Source organism: Brevibacillus thermoruber 423 (genome assembly GCF_000454065.1).
GTDB lineage: Bacteria > Bacillota > Bacilli > Brevibacillales > Brevibacillaceae > Brevibacillus > Brevibacillus thermoruber.
Genome location: NZ_KE695652.1, coordinates 518,751 through 535,183 on the forward strand (window position 1 = coordinate 518,751; position 16,433 = coordinate 535,183).

21 protein-coding genes and 1 pseudogene are annotated in these 16,433 nt (G+C 53.9%); 19 read left to right on the plus strand and 3 right to left on the minus strand.

From position 1 onward, the window contains the following. Window positions 1-14: 14 nt before the first annotated feature. The 17 genes from M516_RS0117210 (at window position 15) to M516_RS23805 (ending at window position 9,039) form a co-directional block, all read left to right on the plus strand. Window positions 15-665, plus strand: coding sequence for a LysM peptidoglycan-binding domain-containing protein (locus M516_RS0117210; protein WP_029100220.1), 651 nt, complete (start codon window positions 15-17; stop codon window positions 663-665). Beyond that, complete coding sequence (locus M516_RS0117215; RefSeq protein ID WP_029100221.1) at window positions 662-1,717, plus strand: XkdQ/YqbQ family protein; 1,056 nt, start codon at window positions 662-664, stop codon at window positions 1,715-1,717. Before M516_RS0117210 ends, M516_RS0117215 begins: the two co-directional genes overlap by 4 nt. Beyond that, a complete protein-coding gene (locus M516_RS0117220; protein WP_029100222.1) occupies window positions 1,680-2,141 on the plus strand; it encodes a DUF2577 domain-containing protein in 462 nt (153 codons plus the stop codon). Before M516_RS0117215 ends, M516_RS0117220 begins: the two co-directional genes overlap by 38 nt. Beyond that, window positions 2,122-2,538, plus strand: a complete 417-nt coding sequence (locus M516_RS0117225; RefSeq protein WP_029100223.1) for a DUF2634 domain-containing protein — start codon at window positions 2,122-2,124, stop codon at window positions 2,536-2,538. Before M516_RS0117220 ends, M516_RS0117225 begins: the two co-directional genes overlap by 20 nt. Before the next feature lie 2 nt (window positions 2,539-2,540). After that, window positions 2,541-3,596 carry a baseplate J/gp47 family protein gene (locus tag M516_RS0117230; protein WP_029100224.1) on the plus strand — a complete coding sequence of 352 codons (1,056 nt, stop codon included), beginning with the start codon at window positions 2,541-2,543 and terminating at the stop codon, window positions 3,594-3,596. A gap of 12 nt (window positions 3,597-3,608) precedes the next feature. After that, a complete protein-coding gene (locus M516_RS0117235; protein WP_029100225.1) occupies window positions 3,609-3,995 on the plus strand; it encodes a phage tail fiber protein in 387 nt (128 codons plus the stop codon). Between the two features lie 18 nt (window positions 3,996-4,013). Continuing rightward, window positions 4,014-4,769 carry a YmfQ family protein gene (locus M516_RS23795; protein ID WP_051188269.1) on the plus strand — a complete coding sequence of 252 codons (756 nt, stop codon included), beginning with the start codon at window positions 4,014-4,016 and terminating at the stop codon, window positions 4,767-4,769. 13 nt (window positions 4,770-4,782) lie between these two features. After that, window positions 4,783-5,142 (plus strand): hypothetical protein, encoded by a 360-nt coding sequence (locus tag M516_RS0117245; RefSeq protein ID WP_029100226.1) that lies wholly within the window; start codon window positions 4,783-4,785, stop codon window positions 5,140-5,142. Between the two features lie 18 nt (window positions 5,143-5,160). Continuing rightward, on the plus strand, window positions 5,161-5,769 hold the full coding sequence (locus M516_RS0117250) for a hypothetical protein (RefSeq protein WP_029100227.1): 609 nt from the start codon (window positions 5,161-5,163) through the stop codon (window positions 5,767-5,769). A 20-nt stretch (window positions 5,770-5,789) separates the two neighbouring features. Continuing rightward, window positions 5,790-6,185 (plus strand): hypothetical protein, encoded by a 396-nt coding sequence (locus tag M516_RS0117255; RefSeq protein WP_029100228.1) that lies wholly within the window; start codon window positions 5,790-5,792, stop codon window positions 6,183-6,185. Beyond that, a complete protein-coding gene (locus tag M516_RS26180) occupies window positions 6,185-6,298 on the plus strand; it encodes a CD1375 family protein (protein ID WP_274518672.1) in 114 nt (37 codons plus the stop codon). Before M516_RS0117255 ends, M516_RS26180 begins: the two co-directional genes overlap by 1 nt. Before the next feature lie 57 nt (window positions 6,299-6,355). Then, window positions 6,356-6,502 carry a CD1375 family protein gene (locus M516_RS25710; RefSeq protein WP_193746988.1) on the plus strand — a complete coding sequence of 49 codons (147 nt, stop codon included), beginning with the start codon at window positions 6,356-6,358 and terminating at the stop codon, window positions 6,500-6,502. A gap of 5 nt (window positions 6,503-6,507) precedes the next feature. Continuing rightward, complete coding sequence (locus tag M516_RS0117270; protein WP_238550995.1) at window positions 6,508-6,774, plus strand: hemolysin XhlA family protein; 267 nt, start codon at window positions 6,508-6,510, stop codon at window positions 6,772-6,774. A gap of 4 nt (window positions 6,775-6,778) precedes the next feature. Next, window positions 6,779-7,072: a hypothetical protein gene (locus M516_RS0117275; RefSeq protein WP_029100230.1), complete on the plus strand. Its 294-nt coding sequence runs from the start codon at window positions 6,779-6,781 to the stop codon at window positions 7,070-7,072. After that, window positions 7,050-7,835 (plus strand): N-acetylmuramoyl-L-alanine amidase, encoded by a 786-nt coding sequence (locus tag M516_RS0117280; protein WP_029100231.1) that lies wholly within the window; start codon window positions 7,050-7,052, stop codon window positions 7,833-7,835. The genes M516_RS0117275 and M516_RS0117280 overlap by 23 nt, the downstream gene beginning before the upstream one ends. Continuing rightward, window positions 7,832-8,032, plus strand: coding sequence for a phage holin family protein (locus M516_RS0117285; protein ID WP_029100232.1), 201 nt, complete (start codon window positions 7,832-7,834; stop codon window positions 8,030-8,032). The genes M516_RS0117280 and M516_RS0117285 overlap by 4 nt, the downstream gene beginning before the upstream one ends. A 416-nt stretch (window positions 8,033-8,448) precedes the next feature. Further along, window positions 8,449-9,039, plus strand: a complete 591-nt coding sequence (locus M516_RS23805; protein ID WP_051188271.1) for an NYN domain-containing protein — start codon at window positions 8,449-8,451, stop codon at window positions 9,037-9,039. A 132-nt stretch (window positions 9,040-9,171) separates the two neighbouring features. Here M516_RS23805 and M516_RS0117295 read toward each other — a convergent pair whose 3' ends face one another. Further along, the gene (locus M516_RS0117295; protein ID WP_238550996.1) at window positions 9,172-11,007 is read right to left on the minus strand and encodes a type IV secretory system conjugative DNA transfer family protein; all 1,836 of its coding nucleotides are present in this window, start codon (window positions 11,005-11,007) and stop codon (window positions 9,172-9,174) included. Between the two features lie 314 nt (window positions 11,008-11,321). Further along, window positions 11,322-11,744: a hypothetical protein gene (locus M516_RS24420; protein ID WP_051188272.1), complete on the minus strand. Its 423-nt coding sequence runs from the start codon at window positions 11,742-11,744 to the stop codon at window positions 11,322-11,324. A 995-nt stretch (window positions 11,745-12,739) separates the two neighbouring features. Between M516_RS24420 and M516_RS0117315 the strand changes: the two genes are divergently transcribed. Next, window positions 12,740-14,386, plus strand: coding sequence for a recombinase family protein (locus M516_RS0117315; protein ID WP_193746989.1), 1,647 nt, complete (start codon window positions 12,740-12,742; stop codon window positions 14,384-14,386). A gap of 12 nt (window positions 14,387-14,398) precedes the next feature. Continuing rightward, window positions 14,399-15,301, plus strand: a pseudogene (locus M516_RS23815) (YifB family Mg chelatase-like AAA ATPase); the annotation flags it as partial. Between the two features lie 480 nt (window positions 15,302-15,781). Here the strand turns inward: M516_RS23815 and M516_RS24945 are convergent. After that, the coding region (locus tag M516_RS24945; RefSeq protein WP_152523419.1) for an aminotransferase-like domain-containing protein at window positions 15,782-16,433 on the minus strand (652 nt) is incomplete at its 5' end.

A 16,433-nucleotide genomic window follows, 5' to 3' on the forward strand; every position in this document is an offset into this window, starting at 1 on the left:
AGGTGGTAGAAGAAGTGCCGAACTCCATTCAATTCTGGCTCAGTTATAACAACGGCGCGGAAAGATTGCAGCTCCCAGTAAATCCGCCATCCGTATCTGTATCATCCTCGCACGGCTATGAGGAAGTCAACGTCCTGCAACTAGGCGAATACACCGTTATCGGTGACGCCAACTTGCGGGACTTTTCTTTTTCCTCGTTCTTCCCTCGCGATTACAACCCGTCATACTGCGAGTACGAATCGATCCCGGCGCCTTGGGACGCGGTACAGATGATTGAGGGCTGGATGAAGTCGCGCCGCCCCATCCGCCTGACCATTACGGGTACGCCGATCAATGTCGCGGTGACCATCCGTTCATTCAACTACGAACCGGAACGCGCGGGCAATCCCGGCGACATCTACTACGACCTCTCTTTGAAAGAGTACGTGTTCGTCGAGACGAATACGGTCGAGATCGTCGGGAACAAAGCGAAGGTCAGCGCGGAAGCAACCCGTGCGGACACGCGTACAACCCCGTCAACGTACACGGTTAAGCCCGGCGATAACCTGACGAAAATCGCGCTACGATACGGCAAGAAATGGCCGGATATTTACGCGAAGAACAAGTCCGTCATTGGGCCGGACCCTAACCGCATCTATCCCGGACAGGTGTTGACGCTCGCATGACCATGCAGGTGCTGTACGATGGGACCCCGTTACCCGTCCAATCCGTAACGTGGTCGGGCGACATTACGCAAGCAGCGCGCAAACTCGACGTATCACTCGTCAACACAACGGACGGCCGCACGCAGGCCCGCCGGATTGAACACGGAAAGGAATTGCGCTTGTTGTACGATGGGCGCGAGCTATTCCGCGGTCCGGTCTTCGCGTTTAACGTTGACGCACGCGGCCGGATGAGTGTGACGGCGTACGATGAAAACACGTACCTGACGCGTAACCAGGACACGCGAAAATTCGTGAATATGACCGCGAGTGCTATTATACGGCGGCTTTGCGCGGACTTCGGGATTCCGACGGGGACGATCGCGGATACCGGTTACGTGATTCCGAAGTTGATCCTCCGCGACAAATCGTTATGGGAAATGATGATTACGGCGCTTACCTATACGCGAAAGCAGACGGGTAGGCGCTACTTTATTACCTCGCGCGAGGGGCGGCTGCATCTACTCGAACGGAAAGAGCAGATCGTCCGGTGGGTGCTCGAAAATGGCCGGAATATCCTCGACGCGTCCTATGCGCAGTCCATCGAGGACATGCGGACGCAGGTTAAGGTTATCGGCGGCGACCCGGACAAGAAACCGATTATCGCGGTGGTGAAGGACGACGCGCTAATCAAACGGTTCGGCATCATGCAGCACCTCGAAAACGTGGACCCGGACATAACGGCCTCGCAGGTGCAACAACGCGCCAAGCAACTTCTCGCGGAACTCGGCACGATCGACGACACCGCCCGCGTTGACGCGCTCGGCAACCCGGACGTGACCGCAGGCACCGCGATCTATGTCCGCGAGTCTATGACGGGACTAATCGGCGGCTTTTACGTTTCAACGGATTCACACACGTTCAGCGGCGGCACACACCGGATGTCACTGACGTTGAGCGCTACGGACGACCTGCCCGTTATGGAGTACGAGGAGCCACCGGAAGAAAAACGGAAGCGACGGAAAGGAGCGGATGACCGTGTCGACGCCATCCTCAACACGCAAGGCATCGGATAGGATCGAAGGCTCCGGCGCGAGCCAACTCGTTCAGCTCATCCGCCAGATCGGATACAACGACTACGACAGGTTCGAACTCGCCACCGTCGTCGCGCCGCCGCCAGAACTCCGTATCAAAATCGATAATATGGCGCTCGAACTCGAAGCCGACGACGTGTTGGTCGCGGAACACCTTACGCGTCACACCCGCATTGTCACGGTCAAGCACGAACAGGACGCGGAGCGCGACGTTGGCGACACGGAACCGAAGCCGCGCGATAACGATAGTACCGGGTCGCTCGCGTGGACGTATTCGTACGTTGAGCTCCAGTTTGAAGACGTGCTGAAGGCGGGCGACCGCGTGCTCGTCGCGTCCATGAACGACGGGCAATCCTACGTAATCTTAGACCGGGTGGTGACGTACAATGGCGCTCAGTCCTCTTAAACCACCGGAAGAACGCGCGGTCGAAGTCGCGCCCACACCGCAACCATCGCGGACGTACGCGCTTGACTTCGCTACGGGCGAGGTTGGCGGAATGATCGACGGGGAGGCCGCGATCCGGCAGGCGATCCGCAAGGCTATCATGACGGCAAGGTTCCGGTATCCGATATACGGGTACGAGCATCTATACGGCGCAGAAATCGAAGACCTCATCGGCCAAGACCTGCCGATCGAACTCTTGAACGCGGAAATCCCCCGGTTGATCTCCGAGGCGCTCCTCGTAGACGACCGGATTACTGACGTATATAACTTCACGATCACACGCGAAGGAGACGGCCTGTACGTCTCTTTTTTCGTTGATACGGCGGACGGCACATTACGTGAGGAGGTGACGGTATAAGCGTGGCTTACGAAGATCAAACGAAAGACGTGATCCACCAACGGATGCTCGACGCGAGCCCTGCGGATATAGACAAGCGGCCCGGCTCGATCACGTACGACCTACTTGGCCCGGCAGCTATCGAACTGGAGTCCGTGTATATGGAGCTTGGAGCGGTACTCGATAAGGGGTTCGCGGACACTTCGTACGGTGAGTACCTAGATCGTCGCGTCGCGGAGCTCGGAATCACCCGGAAGCCAGCGGTCAAAGCCGTTGGTTCCGTTATTTTTACGGGAACGGACGGGACAGTCATTCCGATAGGGACCGAAATCTACACGAACGACGAGAACCCGGTTTACTTCGTCACAACCTCGGACGGGACGATTACTAACGGGTCCGTCACGATCGCCGCGCAAGCCAAAGAGGGCGGCGTTCGCGGCAACGTAGCGGCCGGAAAAATTACGCTCACGTCCGGGAATATCACCGGCATTACGTCCGTTACGAACCCACAGGCGTTCGACGGCGGTGTTGACGCTGAATCTGACGCGGACCTCCTCGCGCGCTATCTCGACCGTGTACGGACGCCCGCCACGAGCGGGAACGCGGCGGCGTACCGTCAGTGGGCGTTAGAGCGTCCGGGGGTCGGTGACGCGAAAGTGTATCCGTTATGGAACGGGAACGGCACGGTAAAAGTCGTGCTAATCGACTCCGAGCGAACGACGCCGACGCAGGCGGTCATTGACGACGTGGCCGCGTATATCGAGTCGGTACGGCCTATTGGCGCGACGGTGACGGTGGTCGGCGCGACGGAGCTTCCGATTAACGTATCCGCGACCTTGACGCTAGAAAGCGGGTATGCGGTAGAAAGCATACAGCCGACGATTGAGGCCGGGATCGTCGAATACCTCAAGTCCATCGCGTTCAAAAACGAGCCGGTGCGTCTGTCACGGATCGCGAACATTATCCTCGATACGGAGGGCGTAACGGACTACGCGAACCTGACTATCAACGGAGGCACCGGTAACATTACGGTCCCGGACGGTCAAGTAGCCGTTAAGGGTACCGTCACATTTACGTAAGGAGGCTAAGGAATGTCCGGAGCCAGCAACTATACAGAGGAATTGATCCTTAACATTACGCTAAACGGCATGGCGTACACGCCGCCTCCACAAGTTTTCCTCGCGTTGTTCACGACCGACCCAACGGACGCAGGCGTGGGTAACGAGGTAACAGGCGGAGGCTACGCACGACAACAGATTGGATTTGACGCGCCGAATAACGGGGCGACTTCGAATAGTGCCGACATTTTGTTTCCCATCGCAACAACCGATTGGGGCACGATAACCCATTTCGGTATTTACGACGCATCCACGGGCGGCAACCTCTTGTATCACGGACCACTTACCGCGAGTAAAACGATCCCGGCGGGTGGTCAGTTCAAGTTGCCGCGCGGCTATCTGACCGTGACGGTATCGTAATGAACCGGGGGTGGTCGCGTGGCTTCTAGCGTTGATTTTAACCGCGCGGAATTATTCGCGTGGGATACGATGGGTCAGTTTACGTGGGATGAGATCGGCAATTTCATAGGCGCAGGTAACATCGCGGTCACCACGTCATTGACCGGCAACGGCGTCCGCATCGATATCGGCGCAGCCGCGATTAACGTAGAGACGGCGGCCGAAGCGTCCGTCTACGCGTACAAACGGAATCTTGCGCGTGATATGCGCGATTACCTGCCGAAGTATTACGACGACTCTCGCGTTGTTGCGAACCTGATTGATCGCGAGGCAGCGGAGTTGCAGGTGCTCAACGCGGAAATCCAATCGGTACTCGATCAGTTTTTCGTTGATTACGCCACGTATGCTCTCGACCGGTGGGAGCGCCTCTACGGAATTCCAACCGATCCGACTAAGACGATCGAACAACGGCGGGCCGCGATAAAAGCGAAACAACGCGCAACGGGTACGACGACGCTCGCCATGTTGCGGAATCTGGCGCAAGCCTATTACAACGTGGAAATCACGGAGAATCCCGCCAATTACGAGATCATTATTAACGGTGTAGGAACGAACGGGATTCCTCCGAATCTGGACGAGTTCAAGCGGGTAATACAGGACGTGGTTCCTGCGCACATTGCGGTTACATTCACGTTCTCGTCCGTGAAATGGACGGATTTGGATGCCGCGACCGTCACGTTCGATACGGCGGATACAATGACGTGGGACCAGTTTGAAACGGCAACTTTTAACTAAGGAGTGACAGCGGTTGAGTACGTATAAAACGACGCACTTAGGCCTCCATTCGTGGGCTGGTACTGATCAAGTGAGCCGCCTCGAGTTCAACGAGAACTTTGCGGCAATCGACGCCGCGCTCGGGAACTACCGGAAACAAGTCGATACGTCTACAAAGGATGCGAAAGGCATCTATACGGTGGTCAATTATAAGCGTGGTGACGGCACGCTATACATGAAGTCTACGCTCAGTGGCGGAACGTCTCCGAACTACACAACGGATACCTGGCGCTTTTATGATGCTTCGGGGGCAACGGTGGTCAAAACGATCACTTGGACGCTGACGTACGATACGGACGGCAACGTAATCGACGCGGTGCCTGCCGTAAGCTAACGAAAGGAGGACGGCCGAGTGGACATTACGAATGTACTCCGGGCACACGGGATTGGCGTCGGAAAGAAACTCGTGGGAGACGCGCAACCAAGCGATGTTCGCGCGGGGAAAACGTTCAGTAACGCGGATGGTAACGATAAGGTCGGGACGCTGCCGGTACGGGCGACCTCCGCACAGACGATCACACCAGGGACGACAAACCAAGTGCTACAAGCCGGGATTTATGACGGAGCAATCACTGTACTAGGCGACCCGGATTTAGTTGCTTCCAATATCAGGAGTGGAATCAACATCTTTGGTGTGGTCGGCAATGTCATTGAAGGTAAACGATGGGGAACGGGGAATATTGGCACCCTGGCCCCACAATCAAGTCAGACAATCTCGGGCCTGAGCTTCATACCAAAGACTATCATTATATCCTACCACACGAGTTCTTCTACATCTGCCAGCACCCTTCGCTCTGACTATGCTTGTCTGATAAGTTCTAACGGGTACTCCACTTGGTCATCTGCGGAGGGGTTCGGTCTTGCAATCGTATCTACACAACCCACTGGTACATCTTTTACTATAAACAACCCTTCCTCAACAGCGACAGCATATTACGTTAACTGGCTTGCTTATGAATAAAGAAGGGAGAGGGTGCTTGCATGCAAAACGTAGGCCGCAAGATTTATTACGATAAATTAACCGGAAACGTCCTCGTCGATACTGGCGAAATGTCGGGGGACGTCCGCGAAACAACAATCGAAGAAGATTTCGCCGTATACACGGTACTTTCCGGTCGCAACCCGTCAACGGTCGGCTGCCTTCGAATCCCCTACGGTCAAGACCGTGATAAATTCGCCCGGTACGCATATCACGTCGATCCAGCCACGGAAAAGATCGTTTGGGACTTGACTCCCCCGCAACAGGAAGAAGAGCAACGCAAGCAGACGTTAGAACAAATAGTCGCTCAGTTGGAACGCGAAAACGTCGATCTGATGCTTGCGCTCACGCAAGTATACGAGGAACTACTCGCACTTCAATCGGGAGGTACACCGTAGTGGCAACGATTTACTACCGATTAATCAAAGCCGGACTCAAAACGCTGGACGACGTGCCGGATAAGCATAAAGCGGAGGTTCAAGCGCTACTTGACGCGGAGGCTGAGGCGTAGCCAATGCGGGCGGTGGCGCTTTTTCTATTACGACTCATACTCGGGGGAGGAAATGAGATGGCTGTAATCTACGCAACGTTGATCGTCAAGGGGTACAAAACGATCTGCGACGTACCGAAACTGATTCGGAACGACGTGCGCCAAGTCCTGATCCAGTTGGACGCCGGGCACCTGGCCGAACCGACGTGCACTGACGAGGTATAACGCGTATGGACGATATGAAAGAGATTCGTACGCAGTTGGCGGACGTTCGCGAATGGCTCGTGCGGCTGGATACGAAACTTGACGGAATGGCCGACGTCAAGAAAACGGCCGACGCCGCAAACGAACGGTCGAGAGAGGCGCTTGCACTCGCGCAAGAGAACGCACGCGACATCGCCGAGATCAAAGCGGACGACCGGCGTAAGTGGGGCGTCATTATCGGGATGGGCACGAGTTTTATCGGGTCCATCCTCATCTATTTTCTGACGAGGTGACGGGATGAAAACGTTCCTCAACGATCAAGACGGTCTGAGCGAAAAGGATTACCTGTTACTCGCGGCCACGACCGTCTTTTTCGTTTTCGTTGTGATCGGGCTCGTTCTCGTTTTGATGGGGCGGCCGATCGACGCGATGTACATTACGCTCCTCGATATGGTCGCGCCGGTACTCATGACAGTTGCAGGCGGCGTGTACGGTGTCCGCGCGGTCCAGGAGTTCCGGAGACAACCGCAGACTGACGATGAGCCGCGCAGAGAGGAGGAAGACAACCGTGGAACTACGAGTCCAATCTAACTTCCTGACGCCAAACCCGTACTCGCGCCCCGGCACCCGTTTAAAGCGCGTAAAAGGTGTCGTCATCCACTGGGTCGCGAACCCGCGCAGTACCGCGCTCAACAACCGTAATTTCTTCGAGCGGAGAAAAGACGGCAAATCCGGTTACGGGTCCGCGCACTATATCGTGTGCCTCGACGGGTCCATCGTTCAATGCCTGCCGGAAACGGAAATGGCGTATCACGTCGGGAGCACCACGTATACGAGCGCGGCCCTTACGCGGCTATCCCGTTACCCTAACGATTGCACCATCGGCATTGAGTGTTGCCATACGGATTGGGACGGGCGGATGACGGCGGAGACTTGGCGCGCGACCGTGAAGCTGGCGGCCCAACTGCTGAAACGGTACGGGCTGACCGCGAATGACCTGTGGTTGCATAAGGAAGTCGTTGGCTGGAAGGATTGTCACCGCTGGTTCGTGAACAATCCGGCCGAGTGGGCGCGGTTCAAACGAGAGGTTGCGGAAGAGATGGTGGGCAGCAGCGTTAAGCCCCCGGAAGCCAAAAGAGCGGAGGTCGTTTATCTGATGAGTAAATACTTCAAGGACATTCCCAAAGAGCTGGAGTGGTGCAAGGATCACGCGGACTCTCTGTACGAGAAAGGCGTGCTGAAAGGCGACGGGCAAGGCCATCTGAAGCCGACCGATCCGTTAACGCGCGCGGAGGCCGCCGTGTTGATCGACCGCGCGATTGACTACGTCATGAAGGAGTTGACGCGGAAATGATCGACTGGAAAGCGAAACTCGGCTCTCGTAAGTTTTGGGCGCTGATTGCCGGTGTAGCGACGAGCGCTCTCGTCCTGTTCGGAACAGACGCGGATACCATTACGAAGGTTGTCGCGTTGATCGGCGCGATTGGCTCGTGTGCGGTCTACATGTTTGCGGAAGCAAGCGTCGATGCCGCCCGCGCGAAAAACGAATAACGAACGCCCTGGTAGCGGATCACTTCCGTTGCCGGGGCGTTATTTTTTTTTTTGTCCCAAACGGTCGTGTTACGCTCTAACGGAAAGGAGCGTGATTAGACGTGAAACCATCGTTCTATTACGTAGTGCCTTGGCGCGAAGCCACCGACATTCGCCGCCGACTTGATGAGGTGCGCGTAACTTACGCGGTAACATCGTTACCGACCGGTGAGGTCGCATTCGTGTTCCCGGATTTGCCCGTTCGCTTGTACGGTCGCGTCCGAGAAATCTTCGGGAGGGACGGAAAACCCTATAAGCCCTATTGATATTTTCGGTTTCCTTGCGGTAAGTATCTGGGCATTGAGGGAATGTATTGATATTATAAGAAAATAATGGTATACTATTAAAAATTTTTAATATTATGGCGGTGAATTGTAATGTCTGGAGTGTATTGGCTCATCGACGGTTCATACATCTATAAATCGCTAAAAACCTACCCAGGAAAAACTTTAGACTATAAAAAGCTACGACAAAAAATTGAGTCCATGCTAGGGAATAAGACAACTGCTTACTACTTTAACTCAACTCCGGATCCCGCAACCGACCAGCAAAATGCCTTCCATTCATGGATGAAGAGTGCGGATGGACCGAATATTAGGGTAGAGCTTTACGAGTTAAAGAAGACGGAGGTAAAATGCCCGGACTGCGGACATAAATTCGTAAAATTGACTCAAAAAGGAGTCGATGTCGGGATTGTTACAGCCGCTTTAAAATTTCAACATAAATATGATACCTTGATCCTTTCAACGGGTGACGGTGACTTTTTAGATACTGTTAAATACATACAAGAGGGTTTGAGTAAGAGGATAATATTGGTAGCCTTTAGACATGGGTTATCTACCGATTTGCAACAGTACGCAGATGAGGTATGGTATATCGATGACTTCTTCGATGAAGTTAAGGACGCCCGTTTGTCACAACCGAAGCCCTTTGAAAATGTGGACGATGTGGTGGAAGTTGAAGGTTGAATTGAAGCATTATAAGACTACATCGTCTGAAACTATATTACCGCTATAGCTGATAAGCTCGGAAACCCTGTATATAAGGATGCAAGGTGTACAAAACCGTCTCCCGATTTAAGTAGAGGCGGTTTTTCTCTTTTATTCGCTCGGAGGCGGCGTCATATGTGCCATGAACACGACTTGCTGCTCATCGCCAACCCGGAGAGAGTTGATCGCGTGCCACTTCGGCATTTTCATGTAGTCGTCTAAGGTAAACGGGGCGAGATCCTCCTTCAAATCGTAGAACGTCTTTTTACTGGCGCGGTAGACGTGGAAGTGCGGCCCCGCGCTCTTTATGATTTCGGCCAGATCGCTCGGTATCTGCTCCCACGAATGAAACATCCATACATAACCGACGCGCCATTTCCTCGACTCAACCGCGGCGCTTTTCCAGGCACGAGCGGATCGGAGAAATTGGTGCGGCTCATCGAATATCACAAAGAAGGGGAATTGCTTTTCCTCCTCGCGCAACGTCATAGCGAGATCGATCTTGACCGACAGTAGGTTTACCACGATGTCTACCCCGTCAGGGCCGAGCAGTTTCTTCGGCACGTCGATGATCACCGCTTTCCTTTCGCTCATTAGCGCGACCATATCGATCGAGTTATCCGAATCTAAACACTCCGCAAGGTACTCATCTCCGAGGATCATATCGAGCCGGTTGTAGATCGGCGACACGATCCGGTTCTTCATCTGCGGCGTTTCCCGTTTGAACTGCTCAAGTGTCCTCCGGTGCATCCCCTGCGGCATATCCGCGATTACCTCTGCTAAGTACGTCTCGTTTTCGAATATCTCCATGATTTCCGATAGCTTGCCTGTTTTCATCCCCATTACTGCTGCGCGCAAGAACCTGGCAGTTTGCAGTACGTCGTCTGCCGCAGTATTAAAGAACGAGATGATCGCGTTCGCTAGTCGGTTCCGAGCCCGCGGTGCGTGCATAACCTCACAGAAGTCGAGTGCAAACGGCGTGGTCCCGAGCCGAATACGCTTTATCTTCTCCGGAGGGAGCGCGGCCTCGGCCTCGTCACCGATCTGCCCTTTCGCGGGATCAATCGCAAAACATCCGAAACCGTTCCGTACGGACTCCACAACGAAGTTTCCGGCGAATCCGCGGGTCTTACCGCAGCCCATCGGCCCAATTACGACGTGAGGTAAGCAGAGTTCGTCGTAATTACTCGTTGGCATGTACACGGTATGGGTCGCGCCTTTATGCGTCACCTCTCCTAGCTTCATTCCGCCGGAGGTGACTAGATCGGGGAGACCGGTCTCCAATAGTTTCACGCTGTCGAGTTTATACTTTTCCTGTAGTGGTCGCGTAGGAAGAAGGAAGAGGCGGGAGACCTCCGGAATAGACAGATAATCCTTCGCGAGTCGGACACCGGTCGACCGTTCCTTCATTTTCCGCCAGGTCTTCGCGCGATCCGTTTCATGTGCTACAAGATAATTGTCTCCGTCGAGCTCACGGAAGGCCATCGTCACCATCCGCATGATCGCTTTCGCACGGGGACCGTCCGGGCAGGCGACCCCTATGCGGATTATGACGTCGAACGCATCGCCGCGTACCTTTTGGAGAGTCTCGGTACGCAACTTACCATCGCGTAGTATGGCAGCGCGTTCGGCACCGTCAATGTCGATCGGCTCCGGTTCCTGACCGGTCATTAACTCGGTGACGAGACTGATCGCGCCGAGGACCGTCTTCGTGGCGAGTTTAAGCGCGGTTTTCCCGACCGTTCGCTTATTGAACGAGAGCTTTTGCGGCATTTGACCGGCTTTGAACTTCTCGTACGCCTCGGCCGCGCCCGTGTACCAATCTTTTTCCGCAGGGACCGCGAGTGTTTGGATATATACTGCGTCATCGGCCTCCAGCGAGTTTATCGTTTCAAGCAACGAGGAGAGCAGGGAGATTTCCCGTCTATCGACTTTGATCGCGAACATGTAGTGGTATTGCGTCTCTAACGAACATGTTACGTCTGGCTCAATCGTTAGGGGATCGTCAACCTCCGTTATCGTTACGTTCGGCCACGCCGTTTCGATCGCTTTCCGACAGAGTGGCGATATATCACGCGGGACCGTAACGGTAAATGACGTATCTCCGCGTTTCAATACGGTTTCAAACGATACAAAGGGTGGCCGGTCGATTCTACGCCCGTTCCATCGTTCGAGCGGCGTCTGATAGATACACAACGTCTGAGCGAATTGCTCAACGGCTTCGTTATTAAGTCGGTTGTCCGGCGTTATCCGCAGATGAACTATCTCGCGCCCGCTGATACCGCTTTGCCCACGCCGACAAGAATCTTCATGATCGCGGGGGCAAATTGTACTCCGACGAACCCGATCGCGGCCCATTTCAGCATCGCGATTCCCTTCGATTTCTGGCCGATCATTACGAGGAGAAAGCTGCCCACGATCATCAGGAAGCATACCGGGTACGAAACGCTCTGCACCACGTCGATTATCGGGTCGAACGCTCTCACGATCATGTCCGACATCGACGAGGCGCTCGCGGTTTCCAAATGTAACACGTATGCCGTTGTCGCGCTCGCCAGGAGAGCGGTGATCTTGCGCTTTTGGCGTGGGGTTAGCACGCTCTCCGTTTCGGTAAAAAAATCGGCCCATTTGATCACCTCGTACTTTTCGCGTCGAAATTTCGGCAGAGTTACCGTCAAAAACATTGTTTATCGCTCCTTTCGTATGGAAACACTACGATCAAACGAACTACAGGAGGGACGGCCATGCCGCTGCTTGTGTACGCGGGATATGCGTTAGGGGCTACCGGGACGGGAATCCTCGTCTTGAAGATTTTGATCGATACCGGGATCATCTCACGATAAGGACTCCGATTACGGGGTCTTTTTTTTCATTCGTACATGACCTTGCCGTTCTCAACACGGACAACGACCTTAAATTTACCCTCGACGCGGTGTTTTTGCTGTACATACTCCACGATGTTCGGATGATTAAGGCACATCTCGACCAACTCATTTGCTAGGGTAGTCGGGTGTTTCCGGCAAGCAAGTGCTAACCGGATTAGCTTCTCGCGCGCGTCGTCACTCGGCGTCAAATGCACTCGTCTTCCGATCATCTTCGCCACCTCGCTTCACTGTCACTCGGTAGAGTAGATGCAGGAAAGCTCGTACTTTATGCGGAATTTATTCCGCACGTAGGTTTAATTTTCTGAATCCTCGTCCAGAACTTTATTGAGGTGAAAATCCGTGAGATTTGGTTTGGGGAAGTTTAGAACGCCGTTCGGTCGGTGGTTGGATCGGAATGGAATAACCACCAAAGAGTTTGCGGAAGAGTGTGGGGTAAACCGCGACACGATAAGCAGTATGGCTGGGGATATGGACTATGCTCCACGTCGAACAACAATCGAGAAAGTATTAAAAGCCGCGAGGAAACGCGACCCGGACGTTACGTATGAGGACTTATTTCCACCCACGTAACCGAGTGACCTTGCGTCATAGAAACGAAAAAGGCCCTCCCGAAGGAAGGCCGTAGTTCCCCCAAACGCTGCTGAAGCTAGCGTATGCGGGATTGGGCGTGAATAGAACCATCTGTCGAAGAAAATGCGGAGTAACTAAGCAGCCGCGGTCTGTATATGAGCGGAGAAATCGATTATAGTAAAGACTGGACTATGTACTACATTAGGATCGAGGTGAGGGCCGCCATGGATACGCGAGAAACAATAGCTGCCTATGTCCGGGTGTCAACGAAGAGTACCGACCAACTTACATCGTTTGAAGGACAGCGTGCGTTTTTTGAGCAGGAGTATGGAGACAAGTATCGTGTACTAATCTACGCTGATCGCGGCCTGTCCGGTACGAGCCTGCGCCGCCGCGAACAATTCGAGCAAATGCTGTATGATGCGGGGTTAAGAAGAAAATACGCGGACACAGACGAGTGGGAGCCCGACCCCTCACGGGAACCTCTTTTCCGACGCATCCTCGTCCGCAACACATCTCGTTTCGCGCGCAACGTGCTTGTCGTGGGGATTCTCCGCGCCCTTCGAGCAAACGGCGTGTACGTCCATTTTTTGGACAAGGGGATCGATACAAAGGACGAGGATTGGGAGTTCGTGTTCAATTTGTTCATGAACTTCGATCAACAGGAGTCTATCGACAAATCGAAAAAAGTACGGGCGGGCCTTAAAATGTCGGCTCAACGTGGCCAGATATACACTGCGGATCGTTTGTTTGGGTATAAGTATTATCCGGGCGAGAATCGCTTGGAAATCATACCGGAAGAGGCCGCTATCGTCCGCGAGCTTTTCGACTTATACGAGCGCGGCGAAGGCATCCGGCGTATCCTTAACATCTTCCGCGAGAAGGGGTATCGTACGCGTGAAGGCCGCGAATTTCAGAAGTCAACTATCAGTCGTATGTTGGGTAACGAAAAATATGCGGGTATCCTCGTCCGGAACAAGTATGATTCAGGTATCGTCTTTCAAAAGCACAGGACGCACAGATTGCGGCCACGCGAGGAGTGGGTCATTCACGAGGGTGTGATCCCGGCAATTATTGATCGCGAACAGTTTGAGCGTGTACAAGCTATCCGCGACGGCAAAGTTCATACGGGCTTACAACGCGGGGTCCACAAGGGACGCTCGTTATATGCCGGTAAAATTCGATGCGGTAAATGTGGGGCCAACTATCGTCGGAATGTAGACAATGGCCGCTTCTATTATAACTGTGCTACGAAAAAGGCGCGAGGACTTGCAGCGTGCGATTCGCCTAACGTCAACGAGGCGCGTCTTAACGAGATTGTATCCGAGGTGACCGCGGAGTTGCCTGGCATTATTGAGCGGAACAAAACCAGTACCCTTGAACGCTTAGCAGTATTGCGTGAGGAGCTTGCCGCCTCAATCGACCAGGATAAATCTGCGCTTGTCGCTGAACTGAACAAACAGGCGGATGACCTTCGTCAGAAGAAAACGCGTCTTCTCGACTTATACCTCGACGGATCGTTCGACAAAGAGATGCTCGCGGAGAAGACAACAGAGATCGACCGCCAGCTTACTGCTTTGACCGCTAGGATCGCGGAGGCTAGTCGGACCAATGACGAAATCATGATGGAAATCGCACGAATCGATCAATATATCGAACGTGTTCGTACGTTAAAAGCTAGGGATTACACGGAAGAGGAAGTGCGGGAGATGGTCCGCTTCGACGTAATGTTTAATCGCGGAGAGGTTTTCGTAAGTATCAATGCACTCGACGAGGTAACCGCGACACGCCAAACGCTGGTTGACGCACTACCGAAGTACGCCGCGGCCATCAAAGCTACGCGGTTCGGTGTCGTGAAGTCCATTCGCTAATGCTGGACAATGTACCACAACGTGCTGCTGGTCGGCCCTCCCGGCTCCGGCAAGACCATGCTTGCCACCTGTCTGCCCTCCATCATGCCGGACATGACCATGGACGAGTCGTACGACGTGACCAAGATCTACAGCATCGCCGGCCAGTTGACGCGGAACAGCGGTCTGATCCGCGAGCGGCCATTCCGCTCGCCGCACCATACGATCACGGCTGCCGCCCTGATCGGGGGAGGCGGACAGATTCCGCGCCCTGGAGAGTGCAGTCTGGCTCACGGCGGCATTTTGTTCCTGGACGAGCTGCCGGAGTTCTCCCGCCACGTGCTGGAGGTGCTCAGACAGCCGTTGGAAGCGGGCGTGGTGACGATCGGGCGGTCGAGACAGGTGTTTACGTTTCCCGCTCGCTTCCTTCTGGTGGGATCGATGAATCCGTGTCCCTGCGGCTTCTACGGCTCCCGCGACCAGCGCGAATGCACCTGCACGCCGCAGCAGATCCAAAAGTATCGGTCGAAATTGTCCGGCCCGCTGCTTGACCGGATCGACCTGCATCTGGAAGTTCCCCGGGTGCCGGTAACGCTGCTGCAGGAGCGGCCGCAGGCGGAATCATCCGAAGAGATCCGCCGCAGAGTAGAAGCGGCGAGGGCCATTCAATGCGAGCGTTACCGGCACCGCCCCGGCGCTCCTTTCAACAGCGCGATGAACGGAGAGGAGCTGCGCCGGTATGCCGGCCTGGACAGAGAGGGGCAGAAGCTGCTGCAGCTCGCTTTTGAAACGCTCGGCCTGAGCGCCCGCGCCTACAACCGGATCGTCAAGGTGGCCCGCACCATCGCCGACCTGGCGGGAGCGGAGCAGATCGAGGCCGCCCATGTGGCGGAAGCGATCCGGTATCGGGCGCTGGATCGCGGGGTGGTGGGATGAGGATGGTTATCGATTTTGGCGATAGGGGATGCAGAAGCGGGGCATGATCATGACAGCTACTTACGGGGGAACAAGCATGCCGACCATGAGAAAGAGTAGGTGGAGGAGCGGCCGTTCCACGCGAATACTGGATGTACAGGATAAGGAGTAGCCGGATTGAGATTGAATGGAAATGGAAAAAAGGTTCTGAATCCGGTGGCGGCCGCTGACATTATTGGTCTGAAAGGAAAATGCCAACCGACAACAAGGATAACTGTTACGATCAGGGACATATAACAAGTTGCTCATCCTATGAAATGGAGTGAAGTGATTGAGGAGAAATGAAAGGTAAGCAAATTCGACATGAAGAAAGCCGATTTTTCCTACGCCAAGGAATCATCGGCTTTTATTTTATCGGTTTGGGATAACCTGCAAGTAAACGCTGAACCGTAACGGTTTACATGGTTCTCTTCCCGAAAGAGACATGGTTGAGGAGTTTCATTAACTTTTTGCCAGTTCTCGAATGATTCGACTAATCCGGTAGATTCCCTGCTTCAAATCTTCTAATGGAGCATAGCCATAAGAGAGGCGAAGATAACGGTTGGACTCTTGGCCATAAATATTCCCCGGGTTAAGCAGAATGCCTTCAGATAAAGCCTTTACGTAAAGCTCCCTCATCGATAGTTTTGGTAGTATTTTTAACCAAATAAAAAACCCGCCCTGCGGTACATTCCATGTCGCTATATCATGTAAATACGTTTCTAAAGCATCCAAAACGATTGTCCGCCGTGTTCTAAGCTGTTCCCGTACAAACACAAGGTGCTGCTCATATAACCCGCTTGTTAACCATTCAGCAGCGACTCTTTGAGATAACGAACTAGAACCATAGTCGATTTGCATTTTAATATCGGATAATCGATCAATGACAGGTTCAGGACCAACAATCCAACCGATCCTTAAACCTGGGCTTAACGTTTTGGACAAACTGCCCAGATACAATACGTGTCCATGTTTATCCATCGCCTTTAAAGGGGGAGGAGGTGGTTCATCGATCCATAACTCCCGGTAAACGTCATCTTCAATTGTCACCGCCGGGATATAATTGACCCAGGTTCGCCGGAATGAAAATGACCCACCCTTAGCGAATATATCC

Coding starts and splice junctions, on each gene's coding strand:
- M516_RS24420 (WP_051188272.1), bottom strand. CDS start 11,744: ATGTTTTTGACGGTAACTCTGCCGAAATTTCGACGCGAAAAGTACGAG.
- M516_RS25710 (WP_193746988.1), top strand. CDS start 6,356: ATGGCTGTAATCTACGCAACGTTGATCGTCAAGGGGTACAAAACGATC.
- M516_RS0117315 (WP_193746989.1), top strand. CDS start 12,740: ATGGATACGCGAGAAACAATAGCTGCCTATGTCCGGGTGTCAACGAAG.
- M516_RS0117285 (WP_029100232.1), top strand. CDS start 7,832: ATGATCGACTGGAAAGCGAAACTCGGCTCTCGTAAGTTTTGGGCGCTG.
- M516_RS23805 (WP_051188271.1), top strand. CDS start 8,449: ATGTCTGGAGTGTATTGGCTCATCGACGGTTCATACATCTATAAATCG.
- M516_RS0117225 (WP_029100223.1), top strand. CDS start 2,122: ATGGCGCTCAGTCCTCTTAAACCACCGGAAGAACGCGCGGTCGAAGTC.
- M516_RS0117255 (WP_029100228.1), top strand. CDS start 5,790: ATGCAAAACGTAGGCCGCAAGATTTATTACGATAAATTAACCGGAAAC.
- M516_RS0117235 (WP_029100225.1), top strand. CDS start 3,609: ATGTCCGGAGCCAGCAACTATACAGAGGAATTGATCCTTAACATTACG.
- M516_RS0117275 (WP_029100230.1), top strand. CDS start 6,779: ATGAAAACGTTCCTCAACGATCAAGACGGTCTGAGCGAAAAGGATTAC.
- M516_RS0117295 (WP_238550996.1), bottom strand. CDS start 11,007: ATGTTCGCGATCAAAGTCGATAGACGGGAAATCTCCCTGCTCTCCTCG.
- M516_RS0117215 (WP_029100221.1), top strand. CDS start 662: ATGACCATGCAGGTGCTGTACGATGGGACCCCGTTACCCGTCCAATCC.
- M516_RS0117270 (WP_238550995.1), top strand. CDS start 6,508: ATGGACGATATGAAAGAGATTCGTACGCAGTTGGCGGACGTTCGCGAA.